19 protein-coding genes are annotated in these 16,655 nt (G+C 69.2%); 5 read left to right on the plus strand and 14 right to left on the minus strand.

The annotated features are described in order from the left end of the window. Positions 1-248 precede the first annotated feature (248 nt). The 8 genes from IG04_RS0110920 to IG04_RS0110960 all read right to left on the minus strand — a co-directional run bounded on the left by IG04_RS0110920 (position 249) and on the right by IG04_RS0110960 (position 7,101). Positions 249-1,055, minus strand: a complete 807-nt coding sequence (locus IG04_RS0110920) for an ESX secretion-associated protein EspG (RefSeq protein ID WP_030476471.1) — start codon at positions 1,053-1,055, stop codon at positions 249-251. Continuing rightward, the gene (locus IG04_RS0110925) at positions 1,055-2,269 is read right to left on the minus strand and encodes a PPE domain-containing protein (RefSeq protein WP_030476472.1); all 1,215 of its coding nucleotides are present in this window, start codon (positions 2,267-2,269) and stop codon (positions 1,055-1,057) included. Before IG04_RS0110925 ends, IG04_RS0110920 begins: the two co-directional genes overlap by 1 nt. 2 nt (positions 2,270-2,271) lie before the next feature. Continuing rightward, positions 2,272-2,577, minus strand: a complete 306-nt coding sequence (locus tag IG04_RS0110930; protein ID WP_245815912.1) for a transcriptional regulator — start codon at positions 2,575-2,577, stop codon at positions 2,272-2,274. Between the two features lie 157 nt (positions 2,578-2,734). After that, complete coding sequence (locus IG04_RS0110935; protein ID WP_030476474.1) at positions 2,735-3,319, minus strand: DUF3558 domain-containing protein; 585 nt, start codon at positions 3,317-3,319, stop codon at positions 2,735-2,737. Between the two features lie 6 nt (positions 3,320-3,325). Next, entirely contained in the window at positions 3,326-3,892 is a 567-nt protein-coding gene (locus IG04_RS0110940) for a GNAT family N-acetyltransferase (RefSeq protein WP_051769574.1), read from the minus strand. 10 nt (positions 3,893-3,902) lie between these two features. After that, entirely contained in the window at positions 3,903-4,652 is a 750-nt protein-coding gene (locus IG04_RS48050; protein ID WP_245815914.1) for an HAD family hydrolase, read from the minus strand. Positions 4,653-4,657: 5 nt separating this feature from the next. Continuing rightward, positions 4,658-5,044, minus strand: a complete 387-nt coding sequence (locus IG04_RS0110955; protein ID WP_036014357.1) for a DUF1707 SHOCT-like domain-containing protein — start codon at positions 5,042-5,044, stop codon at positions 4,658-4,660. Positions 5,045-5,337: 293 nt separating this feature from the next. Further along, positions 5,338-7,101 carry an acetyl/propionyl/methylcrotonyl-CoA carboxylase subunit alpha gene (locus IG04_RS0110960; RefSeq protein WP_030476477.1) on the minus strand — a complete coding sequence of 588 codons (1,764 nt, stop codon included), beginning with the start codon at positions 7,099-7,101 and terminating at the stop codon, positions 5,338-5,340. A gap of 134 nt (positions 7,102-7,235) precedes the next feature. Here IG04_RS0110960 and IG04_RS0110965 point away from each other — a divergent pair, with 134 nt between their 5' ends. Then, positions 7,236-7,892 (plus strand): hypothetical protein, encoded by a 657-nt coding sequence (locus IG04_RS0110965; RefSeq protein ID WP_030476478.1) that lies wholly within the window; start codon positions 7,236-7,238, stop codon positions 7,890-7,892. Here IG04_RS0110965 and IG04_RS0110970 read toward each other — a convergent pair. The 3 genes from IG04_RS0110970 to IG04_RS0110980 form a co-directional block, all read right to left on the minus strand. Then, complete coding sequence (locus tag IG04_RS0110970; protein ID WP_030476479.1) at positions 7,889-9,175, minus strand: dicarboxylate/amino acid:cation symporter; 1,287 nt, start codon at positions 9,173-9,175, stop codon at positions 7,889-7,891. The two genes, IG04_RS0110965 and IG04_RS0110970, sit on opposite strands and share 4 nt — an antisense overlap. Before the next feature lie 181 nt (positions 9,176-9,356). Beyond that, complete coding sequence (locus tag IG04_RS0110975; RefSeq protein ID WP_030476480.1) at positions 9,357-9,956, minus strand: Maf family protein; 600 nt, start codon at positions 9,954-9,956, stop codon at positions 9,357-9,359. Beyond that, complete coding sequence (locus IG04_RS0110980) at positions 9,916-11,325, minus strand: MFS transporter (protein ID WP_245815916.1); 1,410 nt, start codon at positions 11,323-11,325, stop codon at positions 9,916-9,918. Before IG04_RS0110980 ends, IG04_RS0110975 begins: the two co-directional genes overlap by 41 nt. A gap of 77 nt (positions 11,326-11,402) precedes the next feature. Between IG04_RS0110980 and IG04_RS0110985 the strand changes: the two genes are divergently transcribed. After that, positions 11,403-11,792: a hypothetical protein gene (locus IG04_RS0110985; protein ID WP_030476482.1), complete on the plus strand. Its 390-nt coding sequence runs from the start codon at positions 11,403-11,405 to the stop codon at positions 11,790-11,792. An 89-nt stretch (positions 11,793-11,881) separates the two neighbouring features. On the opposite strand, the gene IG04_RS0110990 is transcribed toward IG04_RS0110985, so the two are convergent. Further along, complete coding sequence (locus IG04_RS0110990) at positions 11,882-12,103, minus strand: acyl-CoA carboxylase subunit epsilon (protein WP_030476483.1); 222 nt, start codon at positions 12,101-12,103, stop codon at positions 11,882-11,884. After that, positions 12,100-13,746: an acyl-CoA carboxylase subunit beta gene (locus IG04_RS0110995; RefSeq protein ID WP_030476484.1), complete on the minus strand. Its 1,647-nt coding sequence runs from the start codon at positions 13,744-13,746 to the stop codon at positions 12,100-12,102. The genes IG04_RS0110990 and IG04_RS0110995 overlap by 4 nt, the downstream gene beginning before the upstream one ends. A 117-nt stretch (positions 13,747-13,863) precedes the next feature. On the opposite strand from IG04_RS0110995, the gene IG04_RS0111000 reads away from it, so the two are divergent. Genes IG04_RS0111000 through IG04_RS0111010 form a run of 3 tightly spaced genes read left to right on the plus strand, consistent with a single transcriptional unit; the run spans position 13,864 to position 16,121 of the window. Further along, on the plus strand, positions 13,864-14,667 hold the full coding sequence (locus tag IG04_RS0111000; protein ID WP_030476485.1) for a biotin--[acetyl-CoA-carboxylase] ligase: 804 nt from the start codon (positions 13,864-13,866) through the stop codon (positions 14,665-14,667). A 13-nt stretch (positions 14,668-14,680) separates the two neighbouring features. Then, the gene (locus IG04_RS0111005) at positions 14,681-15,205 is read left to right on the plus strand and encodes a PH domain-containing protein (RefSeq protein WP_030476486.1); all 525 of its coding nucleotides are present in this window, start codon (positions 14,681-14,683) and stop codon (positions 15,203-15,205) included. Then, positions 15,192-16,121, plus strand: coding sequence for a hydroxymethylglutaryl-CoA lyase (locus IG04_RS0111010; RefSeq protein WP_030476487.1), 930 nt, complete (start codon positions 15,192-15,194; stop codon positions 16,119-16,121). The genes IG04_RS0111005 and IG04_RS0111010 overlap by 14 nt, the downstream gene beginning before the upstream one ends. Position 16,122: 1 nt before the next feature. Here the strand turns inward: IG04_RS0111010 and IG04_RS0111015 are convergent, their stop codons facing one another. Then, a complete protein-coding gene (locus IG04_RS0111015; protein ID WP_030476488.1) occupies positions 16,123-16,560 on the minus strand; it encodes a MaoC family dehydratase in 438 nt (145 codons plus the stop codon). Between the last annotated feature and the right edge of the window lie 95 nt (positions 16,561-16,655).

The following is a 16,655-nucleotide window of genomic DNA, read 5'->3' on the forward strand; positions in this document are numbered from 1 at the left end:
ATGAGGGGAGCATCCCGCCCACTCAAGGTAAAGCCCCAATCGCCGAGTGCGTGGGTCACCACCGCTTGACCAGCACGAAGAGGTTCACACGCCTCGGCTTCGCCATTGGCGTGGGCGGCAGGGTGGCTCGGCTTCGCCATCGCCCTGTCGCGCGGTGGGCGAGCGGTCGTTGCGCTTCGCCGGGGTGTCGACACGCCGGTAGAAGCGTTGCCACGGCGGGTGCTTTGCCCCATCCCGGCCTGGACCTGTCAGGAGCCGGTGGCCTCCGCCAGCAGTTCCACCAGGTGGTGGTGCATGCGGCGGTAGTCGACCGGCGTGATGGTCGACCAGGGTGGCTGGCCCTCCGGCGCCCGGCGCATCTGCAGGTAGCGGCCCTTCGGGGTGTCGTAGAACGCGACCACGCGGTCTGGGCGGACTCGTTTGCCCCACTTGTCGCGGGCCGCTGCGCCGAACTGGCCTCGGTTCGAGGCGTCGCGGATCATCTCGGCCAGTGTGTGGGCGTCGTCGGCGCGGAGAGTGCCGCGTAGTGCCTCTTCCAGCTCTTCCGGGGTGCTCGCTGAGGTTGCTGCTGCGTCCAGGTCCGCGGACGGGAGGGTGATGGAGTGGCCCTCGCCCGCCGGGGCGGTGGGGAGGGCTGTCAGGGCCTCTCGGGGGAGGCCGTCGGCTTCCGCTGGGCGGAGGATCAGCTGGGTGCCGTCGAGGATCGCCAGGACGCCTGCCTGGCCCTTGCCGGCGGCCAGGACGCGGAGGCTGCGTTCGTGCAGCCACATGCGGGCGTCGATCTCCTGTTGCGGGCGGTTCAGGACGTGCAGCAGGTCTTCGAGGGTCGGGTCCAGGGAACGGCGGCCGCCGAGGCCGCGGGCGTCCAGCTGGAGCCAGACGCGGTCCTCGATGGCTCGGCGTTCCTCGGTGGTCTTGCCCGGTGACGGGACCTTCAGGACGAGTGGCATCGTCTCCAGGCCCAGGTGGTCCCAGAGAACGTCGAACTCCAGCGTGGAGATCACCACAGGGTCGCGCGTGTCGCTCGCCCCGACGTCCAAGCCGAACAGAGTCATCAGTCGGTCGTGCTCTCCCCGATCACGGGCAACGTGTAGCTGCCCACGCCATAGATGTCGTCGCGCTCGCGCAGGTAGTCGGCGGCCTTGTGTTCCAAGTCCTCCTCTTCCTCTCCCTTGCGCGCGCCGCCCATGCCGCCGAACGGGTCGAACGACGGTGGCATCGGCACGGCCCTGCGGTGGACCTGGTCGTTGTTCGAGGCACCGACCGTGCCCATCGAGCCCATCGCGGAACCCGCCGCGCCCGAGACACCGGCTGTCTGGCCCTGCTGCATGACCGTGCCCATGGCGGCCGCGCTGGAGGTGGCGGTCGCGCCTTCCTCCATCTGCTTCGCCTCGGAGCCGGTGGACGAACCCGAACGGCTGGACGTGCGCTGGCCCGGCAGGCCGACACCCGCGGCGCCCGTGCCGCCAGGCCCGGCGGTGCCGGTGGTGCCTGCCGACGAGAGCGAGGTGTTCGAGCTCTTCACCGGAGCCGCGCCGGTATTGGTACCGGTGCCCGAGGTGCTCGTCGTGGAACCCGGTGCGGGCGTGCCGCCACGGGGCGGCGGGGCGGTGGAGCCGCGCGTGCCGGACGAGGTGCGGCCACGCGTCGCGCTGCCACCCGTTCCGTGCGGGCCGACGCCCCAGACAGCGGCCGTGCCGATCTGGACGCCACCGCCGTGCGTGGGGCCGGTGCCGCTGATCTGCAGCTGCGGCGGCTGGGAGAACTGGCCGAGCGTCGAGGTGTTCGCCGTCGTGGACGACGCGTAGGTCGACATGACCTCACGGGCGCGGCGCTCGGCGGCGTCCTGGGCCGCCTCCTGCTTCTCGTGGTCGGTCTGGCCGCCGAAGAGGTGCGTGATGCCGGTGACGAGGGCACCCGGCTGCTCGGCGGTCACCTTGACCGGCGCCGGCATGTCCGCGCGGGCCTTCGAGACGTAACCGGCCTGCAGTTCGGCCGAGTAGCGCATGACGTCCGCGCCGGTGCGTGCGCCGTCCGCCCAGGCAGCGATCGGGTTCAGGCCGGCCTGCGCCAAGTCGGCGGCCTTGCCCTGCCACTTCGCGCCCGACTGGGAGATGCCCTTGTGCAGGTCGTCGTTGATCTCGGACAGCGCGGCCGAGACGCCCTGCCAGCGCTCCATCGACGTGAACGACGCGGAGGCGCCGGGACCCGCGTGGATGCGTTCGTACAGCTCTTTGTGGCTGAAGCCCTGCCAGCGGTGATCGGCCATCGTCAGCACCCGCTCTTGTTCATCATGCCGGTGTTGTCGCCCTCGACCAGGTTGTACTGCCGCTCGATCTGGTTGAGGTTGTCCATCGCGGTCTTGAGCTGGCGCTGGTAGTTCAGCAGGGCCTGCAGCGCCGAGTCACCGTCCGCGATCGAACGGTCGTTGAACTTCTCGGCGGCCTCGGCGCTGACCGGGTCACCCGCCCACGGGCGCACGCGGAACTCGGTGATCGCCATCTCGATCTGCTTGTCCAGCTTGATCAAGGCGGCCGAGAACGTGTTGCGCAACGCGGGGATAGCCTCCGGCTCCACGTTCAACTCGTGCTGGCCGGGTGGCGAGGTGTCTGCCCCGCTACGTCCCCCTGGCGGCATGGTGAAACCTCCGGCGGTTGTGCCTACAAGCGCTTCGACACTCTAACCACTGAAGGTAACGCTGTGGAGTGCGAACAGTGACATCCGCCCGTGTGGGTCAGCGCTTCTTGAGCAGACTGGCCATCGCCGCCTCTGCCACCCGCTGGGCGCCGAGGCAAAGATGATCTTGTTGCACCGCAGTGGAATTGCCGCCGTCGCGGAACATCACGTCGAGGAACTGCCCGTCGGCGACGTCTACCTCGACGTTGCAGGCGTTGTTCACGTCGGGTGTGCGGACAGTGATCGCCGTGTACCCCTCGATCGCGCTCACGGTGTAGTCGACCTGAGCGTTCTCCGAGAGCCACACGTCGGCGCCGGAGACCAGCACGAGTGCGATCCTCGCCACGTTCCCGCTCGTCGTGCTGCGGATCGTGCACGCCCGCGCGCTGCCGAAGCTCGGCTCGACGTACGCGCTGGGCGGGTTGTCGAGGCTCAGCGACATGCGCTGATCAGCGGTGAGCACCGCGCACGGGTCGACCGCGTCGAGCGGCAGCGCACGCGGCCGCTGCGGGAAGTCGAGCACGGAGGGCGTCGTCGTGGGGGACGGCGGCGGGGGCGGCGGAGTGGTCAGCGCACTCTGCTGGGGCAGCGCCGTGCACCCGGCGAGCGCCAACGCGACGATGAGGAGCCCGGTCGTCCGCATGGCCGGTCACCGTAGCTGCTCTGGGAAGGGGTCCGACGCAAGTCGTGACCACAGCAACTGGTCTTCGCGCTGATCATCGACGATCGCCTCCTCGCGAAGACGACCCTCAAGAGTGAATCCGCACTTCTCCGCGACTCTCTGTGACGCCGTGTTCGAGACCGCGTGCCGGTAGGTGATCCGGTGCATCTCCATCGCGCCGTAGACCCAGCCCAGCACCGAGTTCAGCGCCGCCGGCAGCACGCCCTTGCCGCGGTGCCGCGGCTGGCTCCAGCACATCACCTCGGCCGAGAGGAGGTGGTGGTCGACGTTGTGGATGACGATCCCGGCCATCACCTCGGCGGTGACGGCCTCGCACACCGCCCACGACCAGCGGTAGTCCTTCTCCCATCCGTCGGTCAGCAGCAGGACGAGCGTCTCCGCGGACGGCGCGTCGTTTCCGGTCAGGCGGGGCATGTACCGCTTGGTCTCCGCGTCCGCGAAGGCCTCGGCCAGCGCCGGCACGTCGTCGATGCGGTCGTCGCTGCGAAAGGCGCGCAGGTAGTACTCGCCCGCGTTGATCTCAACTGGCTCCACGGCCAGCAGGCTAACCCTCGCCCGTGAAACCGTCGTGTTGCTCGGCCAGGTCGTCGAGCTCGGCGCGGTGAGCGGACGCGGGCAGACCGTCCGGCGCGGTCGTCAGCTCGACCACCCAGTCCACGTCCTCGGCGTCGTCCTCGCCCGCCAGCATGTCCCTGTGCACAGCGCACGGACCCCAGCCGCTCCCCAGCAGCGACGCCGCCACCCCCTCGGCCTCGTCGCGGTCCGGCAGGATCAGCAGCACGGTCGGCGGAATCAGTTCGCGCACCGCCAGCGCCCTCCGCAAGGCCGCCGTGTCCGGCACGTGCACGCCGTCCAGGCCCGCCTCACGTGCGGCGGCCGCGTTCTTGGCGTCGTCGTCGCAGAACACGCCCGTCGAGTACCCGAGTTCGTCCAGCACCCTGCGGTAGATCGCGGGGTCCGGCTTCGCCACACCGAGCCGGGAGGAGTTGAAGACCGCGTCGACCTCGCCGTCGAGGCCGAGCAGTGCGAGGTCCGCCTCCAGTCGGGTGGTCGCGTTGGACAGCAACGCCACGAAGCACTGCCGCCGGGCCACCCGCACCAACGCCAGCGCCTCCGCGATCACCTCACCGGAGGTGGCCGCGAACTCCGGGCCGACCGCCTCCCGCCACTGCTCGTCGGAGATCTCCCCGGTGATCGCGCGGTGCAGCAGCGACGGCTCGAAGGCGATCTCGGCCAGCTCGGCGGACATCGGCGGAAAGGACCGCAGCACGCCGTCGAGATCCAGCAACAGCAAGGGTTTCAGCGTCGGCGTCCGTTCCACTGGCCCCACAGGATCGCCACGGCGGGGACGAGAAGGAAGATCAGCGGGTTCTTCACCAGCGCGAAGAACAGGATCACCACGGCGATGCCCACCACGGGCACGACCGCACTTTCCCACCGGCGCGCGGGCGCCTTGGCGGGCTCGTTGAACATCGGCACGGGCGAGACGAACTGCGGCCGCGGATCAGGCAGGTCGTAGAACAACGCCATCAGTTCACCGCGCGTCTTCGCGGTGGTGATCTTCGCGGACCGGTCGCCGTACTCGTTGATGTCGATGCGGCCCGCGCTCATGTGCTCACCGAGCACCTGCAACGCCTGCTGACGCTCGGTGTCACCGATGCGGATGTCCCTGCTCGGGTCGCTCACGAACCAATCGTAGGTGAGCGACCCGGCCGGTCAGTGCTTCAGCGTGCAGATCACAGGCAGCCGCCTCGGTCCCGGCGCCAGCGTCAGACCCGCTGCGGGCGTCGAATCCGCCGCGGGTGCCAGACCCGCCGCGAGTCTCGGCCCGCCGCGAGTCTCGGCCCGCCGCGAGTCTCGGCCCGCCGCGAGTCTCGACCGGCCGCAAGTCTCGGCCCACCGCAAGTGTCAGACCCCCTGAGTACGTTGGGTCGCGGGGGACCCACCACCCAGGGGGACCCCTGCGCGAGCCTGCGCCCTCAGTCCTTCAGTTCGCAGATGACGGTGCCCTGCGTGATCGGGTCGCCGGGCGCGGCCGCGAGACCCGTCACCGTGCCGGCCTTGTGCGCGGTCACCGGGTTCTCCATCTTCATGGCCTCCAGCACCACGATCAGGTCGCCCGCCTCGACGGTCTGCCCGTCCTCGACGGCCACCTTCACGATCGTGCCCTGCATCGGCGCCGCCACCGCGTCACCCGACACGGCCGCGCCGCTGCCACCCGCGCGCTTGGCCTTCGGCTTCTTCGCGGCGGCAGCAGGTCGTGAACCAACCGCGAGATCGCCCGGCAGCGACACCTCCAGGCGACGCCCGCCGACCTCGACGACGACGGTCTGCCGCGGCGTCTCCTCGTCCGCAGCCTCAAAAGCGCCCGCGAACGGTGCGATCTGGTTGTCGAACTCCGTCTCGATCCACCGCGTGTGGACGGTGAAGCCCTCGGGCTTCTCGGCGGTGAACGCCGCGTCGCGCACGATCACGCGGTGGAACGGCAGCACCGTCGCCATGCCCTCGACGACCATCTCGTCCAGCGCCCGCCGCGCGCGGGCCAGGGCCTCTTCGCGGGTCTCGCCGGTCACGATCAGCTTGGCCAGCAACGAGTCGAACTGCCCGCCGATCACCGAACCCGACTCGACACCGGCGTCGACGCGGACACCGGGGCCGGACGGCGCGATGAACGTCGTGACGGTGCCGGGCGCGGGCAGGAAGCCGCGGCCGGCGTCCTCGCCGTTGATGCGGAACTCGATCGAGTGCGCGCGCGGCGCCGGGTCCTCGGTGAAACGCAGCTTCTCGCCGGCGGCGATGCGGAACTGCTCGCGCACCAGGTCGAGGCCCGTCGTCTCCTCCGACACCGGGTGTTCGACCTGCAGGCGCGTGTTGACCTCCAGGAACGAGATCGACCCGTCCATGCCGACGAGGTACTCGACGGTGCCGGCGCCGTGGTAGCCCGCTTCGAGGCAGATCGCGCGGGCCGACGAGTGGATCGTGGCGCGCTGCTCGTCGGTCAGGAACGGCGCGGGCGCCTCCTCGACGAGCTTCTGGTGGCGGCGCTGCAACGAGCAGTCGCGCGTGCCGACGACGATCACGTTGCCGTGGGTGTCGGCAAGGACCTGCGCTTCGACATGGCGCGGCTTGTCCAGGTAGCGCTCGACGAAGCACTCGCCGCGGCCGAACGCCGTGACGGCCTCGCGGACCGCGGAGTCGAACAGTTCGGGGATTTCCTCGAGAGTGCGCGCGACCTTCAGGCCACGGCCGCCACCGCCGAACGCCGCCTTGATCGCGACCGGCAACCCGTGCTCCGAGGCGAACGCGATGATCTCGTCCGGCCCGTTGACCGGGTCCTTGGTGCCGGGCACCAGCGGCGCGCCCGCGCGCATCGCGATGTGCCGCGCCGTCACCTTGTCGCCGAGGTCGCGGATCGCCTGCGGGGTCGGGCCGATCCACACCAGCCCGGCGTCGAGCACGGCCTGCGCGAACTCGGCGTTCTCGGACAGGAAGCCGTAGCCGGGGTGCACGGAGTCGGCGCCGGACTGAGCGGCGGCCGCCAGCACCTTCTCGAACGACAGGTAGCTCTCACCGGGGGTGTTGCCGCCCAGCGCGAACGCCTCGTCGGCGAGCCGCACGAACGGTGCGTCGCGGTCGGGATCGGCGTAGACGGCGACGCTCGTCAGACCGGCGTCACGGCAGGCGCGGATGACCCGGACGGCGATCTCACCGCGGTTCGCGATGAGGACCTTGCGCAGCGACACGGCGTCGTACCTCCTGCTGGACCGGTTAATTACGGCTCTGGCTGGTGCCGCAGTCTACGGAAATAGGTGAACTCCGAGAGGGAGAGACGCCTCACTTCACACCCATCGTGAGCCCATCGAGCACAATCTGCGATGTGGGTGGAACCAGGTCCGTGCAGGTGGTCGCCGTCGTTGCCGCCGTGGTCTTCGCAGCGGGGCTGGTGTTCGCCTATTTCCAGAGGCCTGACAACACCGATTCAGGTCAATCCGGCATCGATCCCGGAATGCGGTGCGGTACCACCGTCTGCCAGGTCGTCATCGGCAGATCGGTCGGCGGCGACCTCGTCGAGCTGCTCTCCGGAACGGGCGGCGGGCGGATCAGGGTGACCGGCGAGTCGGGTCCGTTCGTCTTCGAGATGACCATCGCCGAGTCCGGCGCGACGGTGAACGACAAGTCGTTGCTGTGCTCGGAGGCGACCATCAGCGTGTGCCTCGTGCGCGGCGAGCAGAACGGCAAGGCGCTCGGCGAGGTGTTGATCCGCAAGGACGGCACGTGGTCGCGCGCGCAGGCCGCCTATCTGTCCAGCGCCGGGTACCTCGGGCTGCACGACGTCAACGACGACGGCACGGCGGACGTCGTCTCGGCCCAGCGCGGCTGCGACGGTCAGTGCAACGACTCGTTCGTGCAGGTGTTCTCGGCGCTCGGGCCGATCATCGGCTGTACGACGCCGGCGCCGGCGCGGGAGCAGCTCGCTGGCTGGCCCGCACCGGCGCCGAAGTTGTCGCAGTTGCGCCCCTGCGCGAACGGCTAGGCGTTGACGAGGTCCTTCTCGGCGGGAGCCGCGGGCCCCTCGATCAGGTTCTCGCTGCGCGCCACCAGCACCGGCACGGTGATCTGGCCGGCCACGTTGGTCGCGGTGCGCATCATGTCGAGGATCGGGTCGATCGCGTAGACCACGGCCACACCGGTCGCGATCACGGCCGGCGGCAGGCCGACGACGCTCAGGGTCAGCGTGAGCATCGTGTACCAGCCGGTCGTCCCGGCCGTGGCCAGCGCGCCGAACACGGCGACGAGCACGATGCCGACGTACTGCCACACCGAAAGCTGGATGCCGAACATGTTCGCGATGAAGATCGTCGCGACGGCCGGGTAGACCGCGGCGCATCCGTCCATCTTGGTCGTGGTGCCGAGCGGCACGGCGAAGTTCGCGTACTCGTCCGGCACGCCGAGGTCCGCCGCGGCCTTGCGGGACAACGGAAGCGTGGCGCCCGAGGAGCGCGACACGAACGCGAACTGCAGTGCTGTGCCCGCCTTGCGGAAGAACTCGAGCGGCGAGGTCTTGCCGACGAACTTCAGCAGGACCGGGTAGACGACGAACAGCACGAGCGCGGTACCGAGGTACACGGTGAGGATCAACGAGAACAGCGGCTGCACGAACGAGTTGCCGTAGGACGCCACGGCGTTGCCGATGAGGCCGAAGATGCCGATCGGGGCCAGCAGGATGATCCAGCCGACGACCTTCTGGACGATCTCGAAGAACGACTTCACCAGGTTCGTGAACGGCGCTGCCTTGTCACCGAGCGCGTAGGCGGCGAAGCCGACCAGCACCGCGACGAACACGACCTGCAGCACCTCGCCCTCGGTGAACGCGCTGAAGATGTTGGTGGGCACCAGGTTGTCGAGCAGCGCCTGCCACGAGCCGGACGCGCGCTTGGCGAGCTTGTCGAGGGCACCCGCGGCGGGTTCGATCTGCAGGCCCGCGCCGGGCTTGAGGATCGTGGCGACCGCGATGCCGATCAGCACCGCGACGAACGACGTGATGGCGAACCACAGGAACGTCTTGCCGCCGAGGCGGGCGGCGGTGCGGCCGCCGCCGAGGTTCCGCAGCGACGCGATGCCGACGACGATCGCGGTGAACACCAGCGGGATCACGGTCAGCTGCAGCAGCGCGGTGAAGGTGGAGCCGATCTTGGCGAGGACGGGCGCGAGCCACGTGCCCTTGCCGAGCCAGCCGGCGAGTGCGCCGAGCACGAGCGCGCCTAGGACGGTGAATCCGAAGACCTTGGGCTTGCGGTATGTCTGGACGAACGACACTGGAACATCTCCTGGGCAGGGATGAGCGAAACGGGGCGTCGGGAGCGGTTAGCTCCGACAGCCCGTGCTCGTCCTGCGTGCCAGGTCGATGTGCCTGCGACGCGTCAAGTACTCGTTCACCGATGCCCTCAACGCCGGCGTTGAGGGCGGTCTTCCCCGATCGGGTGAACTGTGACCAGCACTACCAGAGTGTGGACACGGGAACGCCCACCTGGCCGAGCAGCCTGCGGGTCAGCGGCAGGCTGATGCCGATCACGGACGTGTGGTCGCCGTCGATGCCGTCGATGAACCAGCCGCCGCGCCCGTCGATCGTGAAGCCACCGGCGACGTGCAACGGCTCACCCGTCGCGATGTACGCCTCCAGCTCCTCCTCCGACGGCGTGCCGAACCGCACGGTCGTCGACTCGGCGGCCGAGGCGCGGCCGGTCACGGCGCCTCCGGAGACCCGCAGCACGGTGTGCCCGGTGATCAGCACGCCGCTCTTGCCCGCCACCCGCTGCCACCGCTCACGCGCGACCTCGGGCGTGCCGGGCTTGCCCACGAGTTCGCCCTCGAACAGCAGCATCGAGTCGCAGCCGACGATCACGCACTCGTCGTCGTGCTCGATCGCCTCGGCCTTGGCCGCGGACAGCGCGACGACGGTCTCCTCCGGCGTCGGGTTGTCGAGCGACTCGATCAACGCGTCCTCGTCGACACCGGAGACCCGGACCACGGGTTCGATGCCCGCGGACCGCAGGATGCTAAGACGGGCGGGTGACTGGGAGGCCAGGATCAGACGCACGCGCCGAGTCTGTCACGCCCGGCGCGGCGACCCGGCGGAAGGCGAGCGCGGCGGCGATGCCGACCGCCAGCACCCCCAGCAGCAGGTAGAACGCCGCCCGCACGGCCGAGGTGAAGTCGCCGGTGGCCGCCAGCACGACCTGGAGCACGGCCGCCGTCGCGGCGCTGCCCAGCACGTTCCCGAACTGCCGCGAGGTGTTGTAGATGCCGGATCCGGCACCGAGCAGCGACCTGTCGAGCGTGCGCGTGGAGATGTTGGTCAGCGGCGAGAACACGAGTCCCATGCCGATGCCGAGGGCGACCATCGACGGCAGCAGCACCCATTGGGACCCGTCGCCGAGCAGGAACGTCATCGCCACGATGCCCAGCGCCATCAGGGCGAACCCGGTGATCGGCAGGTACTTGGCGTCGGCCCGGTTCGACAGCCGGCCCGCGAAGATCGCCACGACGCCGGACATCAGCGACGCCGGCGCCGTGACCAGGCCCGTCATCAGCGGGGACAGCTTCGGCACGGTCTGCAGGAACAGCGCCAGCGGCACGAACACCCCGGTCACCGTGATGCCGATGGCGACGTTCGCGACGTTGCCGAGCGAGAAGTTGCGATTGCGGAAGATCCGCAGCGGCATCAGCGGCTCGGGGTTGCGTGAGGACGCCTGCCACAGCACGAACACCGCGAGGGACAACACCCCGGCGGCGATGATCTCGGTGATCGTGACGGGTCCGGCGACCCGGCCCCACTGGTAGTGCTCACCGTTCTGGATCCCGAACACCAGCAGGCCGAGGCCCAGGCAGCACAGCACGACGCCGAGCACGTCGAACTTCGGCGCGCGGTCCTGCCGCAGGTCGGGCACCCACAGGAACAGCAGTACCACCGCGAGCACACCGATCGGGAGGTTCACGAAGAAGATCCACTCCCAGCCCAGGTGCGTGACCAGCACGCCGCCGAGCAACGGTCCGGAGACCGTCGCGAGCCCGGCGACCGAGCCCCACATGCCGAGCGCCGCACCCCGCTTGACCGGCGGGAACAGGTGCGTGATGAACGCCATCGTCTGCGGGGTCATGGCCGCGGCACCGAGGCCCTGGAACACCCTCGCGGTGATCAGCGCGTCCGCGCTCGTGGAGAGACCGCAGGCCAGCGACGCCCCGATGAACAGCACGAGCCCGATGCCGTAGAGCCGCTTGGGCCCGTACCGGTCGCCCAGCCGCCCGGTCAGCAGCAACGGCACCGCGAACGCGAGCAGGTAGGCGCTGACGACCCAGATGACGTCGTTCAGGGACGCGTTCAGGTCGGTGATCATCGACGGCAGCGCGACGTTGACGATGGTCGTGTCCAGCAGGGTCATGAAGAAGCCGATGCACAGCGCGTACACGGTCCGCCAGTTCGCACGGTCCGTTTGAGTAGTACTGCTGATGCGCGATCACCTCTTCGGTCGGCACTCTCGGAAGAGTGAAGCGCTGGGTGCTTGTCCTCACCGAACGCGGCTCCGATCGCGAAGGCAAGCGCAGACGGATCGCGGCACTGCTCGTCGTGCTCGGCGGGCTCATCGGATCATTCGGCGTTGGAAGCGTGCTCGCGAGTGACCCGATCGGCTATGGAGTGCCCATTTGGCCGTTCGCCGACACCGCCGATCGCGCGGAGAACGCGCTGCTGACGCAGATCGTGCCCGCCGTGCGCGCCAACCTGCCGCTCGACCACGCCGGTGTGCAGGTGCTGCGCCGGACCAACGCCTACGGCAGCGCGTTCTGGACGTTGCGGCTGGAGGTCGACGGCGAGCCCCGCTGTCGCGAGGTCGCCGTCGGCCTGAACGTGACCAGCCGCCGAGTCGAGTGCTCTTAGTGCCGTGACCGGCAACCTTCGCCGCGTCTTCCGGCGCTCAGCACCCGTCTGACCACCGAAATACGGGGCAAAGGCTGCCGGTCACGGCACTAACCCGGGAAACCGGAAGCGCGCCAGGCGCCGGGGCCGGGCTGGAGGGGACGGCGAACCCGGCGAGCCGGGTTCGCCCACTCCGAGCGTGGCGAAGGCTTGTCCTCGGCGGGCGCGGCCGAAGCCAGCCCCGCGATGACCGCGGTCAACGCGGCCAACTGGTAGTCGTCCGGCGTGCCCTTGACGACCTTGAGCAGCGGCTTTTCCTCTGGCGCGGTCACAGCGGGATGTTCCCGTGCTTCCTGGGCGGCATCGTCTCGCGCTTGTCCCGCAGCATCGACAACGCCCGCGCCACGTAACCGCGGGTGTACGCCGGCGGGATCACCGAGTCGACGTAACCACGCTCAGCGGCGACGTACGGGTTGCACAGCGTGTCCTCGTACTCCTGTTGCAGCTGCGCGCGCAGGGCGTCGACGTCCTCGCCGTTGGCAGCCGCGGCCGCGAGGGTCTTGCGGTGCACGATGTTCGCCGCGCCCGACGCGCCCATGACGGCGATCTGCGCGGTGGGCCATGCGAGGTTGATGTCGGCACCGAGGTGCTTGGACCCCATGACGTCGTACGCGCCGCCGTACGCCTTGCGCGTGATCACGGTGACCAGCGGAACGGTGGCCTCGGCGTAGGCGTAGATCAGCTTGGCGCCGCGCCGGATGATGCCGTTCCACTCCTGGTCGGTGCCGGGCAGGAAGCCGGGCACGTCGACGAACGTCAGCACCGGGATGTTGAACGCGTCGCAGGTGCGGACGAACCGCGCGGCCTTCTCGGAGGCGTTGATGTCGAGGCAGCCGGCGAACTGGGTGGGCTGGTTCGCGACGACACCGACGGAGTGGCCGTCCACGCGGCCGAAGCCGACGAGGATGTTCGGCGCGAACAGCGGCTGCACCTCCAGGAAGTCGCCGTCGTCGAGCACGCGGTTGATGACCTCGTGCATGTCGTACGGCTGGTTCGCGGAGTCCGGGATCAACGTGTCGAGCTCGCGGTCATCGTCCGTGATCGCGTCCGAGATCGACCCCTCGGTCAGCGTGCCCTCGAACGCGGGCGAGTCGGAGAGGTTGTTGGACGGCAGGTACGAGAGGAGTTCCTTGACGTACGCGATCGCGTCCTCCTCGTCGTTGCCGAGGTAGTGCGCGTTGCCGGACTTGGTGTTGTGCGTGCGACCGCCGCCGAGCTCCTCCATCGTCACGTCCTCGCCGGTGACGGTCTTGATGACGTCGGGGCCGGTGATGAACATGTGCGAGGTCTGGTCGACCATCACCACGAAGTCGGTCAGCGCGGGGGAGTAGACGTGCCCGCCCGCGTTCGAGCCCATGATCAGCGAGATCTGCGGGATCACGCCGGAGGCCTTGACGTTGCGGGAGAAGATCTCGCCGTAGAGGCCGAGCGAGACGACGCCCTCCTGGATGCGCGCTCCGCCGCCCTCGTTGATGCCGACGATCGGCCGGCCGGTCTTGATGGCCAGGTCCATGATCTTGACGATCTTCTCGCCGTACACCTCGCCGAGCGAGCCGCCGAAGACGGTGACGTCCTGGGAGAACACGCACACCGGACGGCCGTCGACGGTGCCGTAGCCCGTCACCACGCCGTCGCCGTACGGGCGGTTGCGCTCCTGCCCGAAGTTCGTGGAACGGTGCCGGGCGAGTTCGTCGAGCTCGACGAACGATCCGGGGTCGAGCAGGAGGTCGATGCGCTCGCGGGCTGTTTTCTTGCCCTTCGCGTGCTGCTTCTCGACCGCGCGTGCCGAGCCGGCGTGAACCGCCTCGTCGTTGCGCCGGTAGAGGTCAACGAGCTTGCCCGCGGTGGTGTGGACGTCCGGGACGCCTGAAGCGCCGGTGGGGACGTGCCCGATCGGCTCGGTCGCACTGCTCATGGGCTCGCAGCCTAACGAGACCATTGCTGAACTGCCCCGTGCAGTTGTCCAGGTCACGGCAACCTGTCGGCAATCTCCGATCGCACGTACCCTCTTCCGTTCCAATAACCTGACGCGATGACCACCGCACTCGACGCCGAAGAGCTGCGCTCACGGCTCGTCGCACCCAACGGCCCGTACGCCGCTCTCGACGTCGTCGAGACCACGGCGTCCACCAACGCGGACCTGGCCGCCTCCGGCGCCGCGGACCGCACCGTGCTGATCGCGCTGGAGCAGAGCGCGGGACAGGGCCGGCGCGGACGCAGCTGGTCGTCACCCGCGGGCGGCCTCTACGTCAGCGTGCTGTTCCGCCCGGCCGGTGTGCCCGCCGAACGGCTGCCGTGGCTGAACCTGATCGCCGGGCTGGCACTGGTGCGCGTCGCCCAGTCGGCCGGTGTCGAGGCGACGCTGAAGTGGCCGAACGACCTGCTGCTCGGTTCCGAGGCGGGCAAGGGCGCGGGGATCCTGTCCGAGATCACCGCCGACGGCTCGGTCGTGGTCGGTATCGGCCTGAACGTCGCGAAGCTGCCGTCCGACGTCCAGCCGGCGCCGGGTGGGCTCGCGCCGACCTCGCTGGAGGACCTGGGTGCCGCGGAGCTCGACCGCGGCGAGCTCGCGTTCCGGCTCCTGGTCGAGCTGGCCGGGCTGGAAGGCGTGTGGCGCAAGAACGGCGGCGACGCGGTCGAGTCCGGTGTCCTGGAGGAGTACGAGGAGCACTCGTCGACCGTGGGCCAGAACGTGCGGGTCGAACTTTCGGGTGGTGTTCAGCTTCTCGGGGTGGCGCAGCGCATCGAGGCCGACGGCACGCTGGTCGTGCGCGCCGCCGACGGGGTGGAGCACGGCGTGTCCGCTGGTGACGTGGTGCATTTGCGCCCGGCGTAGTTAGGGTTGTTCCATGGCCTATCCCGACGACCTGCTCAGCTCCGGCGAGCACGTCGTGATCCACAAGCACCCCCACTGGAAGATGCTGATCTTCCCGGTGTTCTGGCTGCTGGTGGTGGTCGCGCTCGGCACCTATCTCGCCGGGCTCCTCGGCGACCAGTCGTGGGCCACGATGGTGTGGATCGCGCTGGCCGTGGTCGGTGCCGTGCTGATCCTGTGGCTGACGGTGGCGCCGGTCGTGCGCTGGCGGACGACGCACTTCATCATCACGTCGGACCGCGTGATGTACCGCGAGGGAGTGTTCAAGCGCACAGGCCTCGACATCCCTTTGGCTCGTGTGAACAGCGTCCGCTTCCAGCACAGTTTCATGGACCGCCTGCTCGGCTGCGGCACCCTGATCATCGAGTCGGCCTCGGACGAGCCGCTCGAGTTCGACGACATCCCGTCCGTGGAGAAGGTGCACACGATGTTGTACCGAGAGGTCAACGACAACCCCGGCGACGACTTCTACCCCGGGACCGTCGATGGGCGCGCGTGAAGTAGGGCTGCCGGACGTCGTCGGCTCCGGAGCGCTGCCCTCGCGGGTGACGATCTGGGAGGTCGGCGCGCGGGACGGACTGCAGAACGAGTCGGTCGTCGTGCCGGTGGCGGTGAAGCTGGAGTTCCTGGACCGGCTGGCCGCGGCGGGACTGTCCGTTTTGGAGGCCACGTCCTTCGTGCACCCCAAGTGGGTGCCGCAACTGGCCGACGCCGCCGAGTTGCTGGCCGGGCTCACGCAGCGGCCGGGCGTGGTCTATCCCGTGCTGGTGCCGAACGAGCGTGGCCTGGACCGAGCCCTGGAGGCCGGGGTCACGCACATCGCGATCTTCGCCTCGGCCACCGAGACGTTCGCGTCGCGCAACCTCAATCGCACGCTGGACTCGCAGTTCGAGATGTTCGAACCGACCGTTTCCCGTGCGCTGGCAGCAGGTCTGGACGTGCGCGGGTACGTGTCGATGTGCTTCGGCGACCCGTGGGAGGGGCCGGTCGCGCGGTCCCAGGTCGTGGCCGTCGGCGAGCGGTTGCTGGAGATGGGCTGCTCGCAGCTGTCGCTGGGCGACACCATCGGCGTCGCGACTCCCGGTCAGGTCGAGTCGTTGCTGGAGGGCTTCCGCGACGTTTCCCCGCTGGCCGTGCACTTCCACGACACCTATGGCCAGGCGTTGTCCAACACGCTGGCTGCTTTGCGTTGCGGTGTGACGACTGTGGACTCTTCGGCGGGTGGGCTGGGTGGGTGTCCGTATGCCGAGTCGGCTACCGGCAACCTTGCGACTGAGGACCTGGTGTGGATGCTCGACGGTCTTGGTGTGGAGACCGGGGTCGACCTCGACAAGCTGGTCGAGACGTCGGCGTGGATGGCCGAGCAGCTGGGGCGGCCCAGTCCTTCTCGGGTGGTGCGGGCGCTGTCGAAGTAGTTCAGCCGCGTGCGGTGAACATGCCCGTGGCGATGAACCGGTAGACCAGTTCGCCGCCCCGTTTCGCCCTGCCCTCGAACTCCACCAGGCCCAGGTCCGGCCGCTTCTTCGAGCGTCGTGCGGTGAGCACCTCGGCTTCGAAGGTGAGCTTGTCGCCGGGGTAGACCGGGGCCAGCCACGAGAGTTCGCGGCCGCCCGGCGAGCCCTGCGAGGTGGAGTCGGCCAGGACCTCGTCCACCCAGCGGCGCATCCAGAGCGAGGCCGTGTACCAGCCGGAGGCGGACAAACCGCCGAAAATCGAGTTCTTGCCCGCTTCCTCGTCCAGGTGGAACGGTTGCGGGTCGAACTTCTTCGCGAAGTCCAGCATGTCGTCCCGGTCGACGATGATCTCGCCAAGCGGGATGATGCGGCCTGCGGGCAGATCCTCGAAGGCGATCATCTCGTTGATTCTACGTAACTGAATCCGCTGGGAACCGATCTAGGTGCGACGGCGTCCTAGAGCCCAAGCCCAGGGCTATGCGTGTGAGGGGGACT

It is taken from the genome of Lentzea albidocapillata (genome assembly GCF_000719115.1).
Taxonomy (GTDB): Bacteria; Actinomycetota; Actinomycetes; order Mycobacteriales; family Pseudonocardiaceae; genus Lentzea; species Lentzea albidocapillata.

Excerpts from the sequence above, each read along its gene's own strand:
- IG04_RS0110920 (WP_030476471.1), bottom strand. The coding sequence starts at position 1,055 with ATGACTCTGTTCGGCTTGGACGTCGGGGCGAGCGACACGCGCGACCCT.
- IG04_RS0110995 (WP_030476484.1), bottom strand. The coding sequence starts at position 13,746 with ATGAGCAGTGCGACCGAGCCGATCGGGCACGTCCCCACCGGCGCTTCA.
- IG04_RS0111005 (WP_030476486.1), top strand. The coding sequence starts at position 14,681 with ATGGCCTATCCCGACGACCTGCTCAGCTCCGGCGAGCACGTCGTGATC.
- IG04_RS0111010 (WP_030476487.1), top strand. The coding sequence starts at position 15,192 with ATGGGCGCGCGTGAAGTAGGGCTGCCGGACGTCGTCGGCTCCGGAGCG.
- IG04_RS0111000 (WP_030476485.1), top strand. The coding sequence starts at position 13,864 with ATGACCACCGCACTCGACGCCGAAGAGCTGCGCTCACGGCTCGTCGCA.
- IG04_RS0110925 (WP_030476472.1), bottom strand. The coding sequence starts at position 2,269 with ATGGCCGATCACCGCTGGCAGGGCTTCAGCCACAAAGAGCTGTACGAA.
- IG04_RS0111015 (WP_030476488.1), bottom strand. The coding sequence starts at position 16,560 with ATGATCGCCTTCGAGGATCTGCCCGCAGGCCGCATCATCCCGCTTGGC.
- IG04_RS0110935 (WP_030476474.1), bottom strand. The coding sequence starts at position 3,319 with ATGCGGACGACCGGGCTCCTCATCGTCGCGTTGGCGCTCGCCGGGTGC.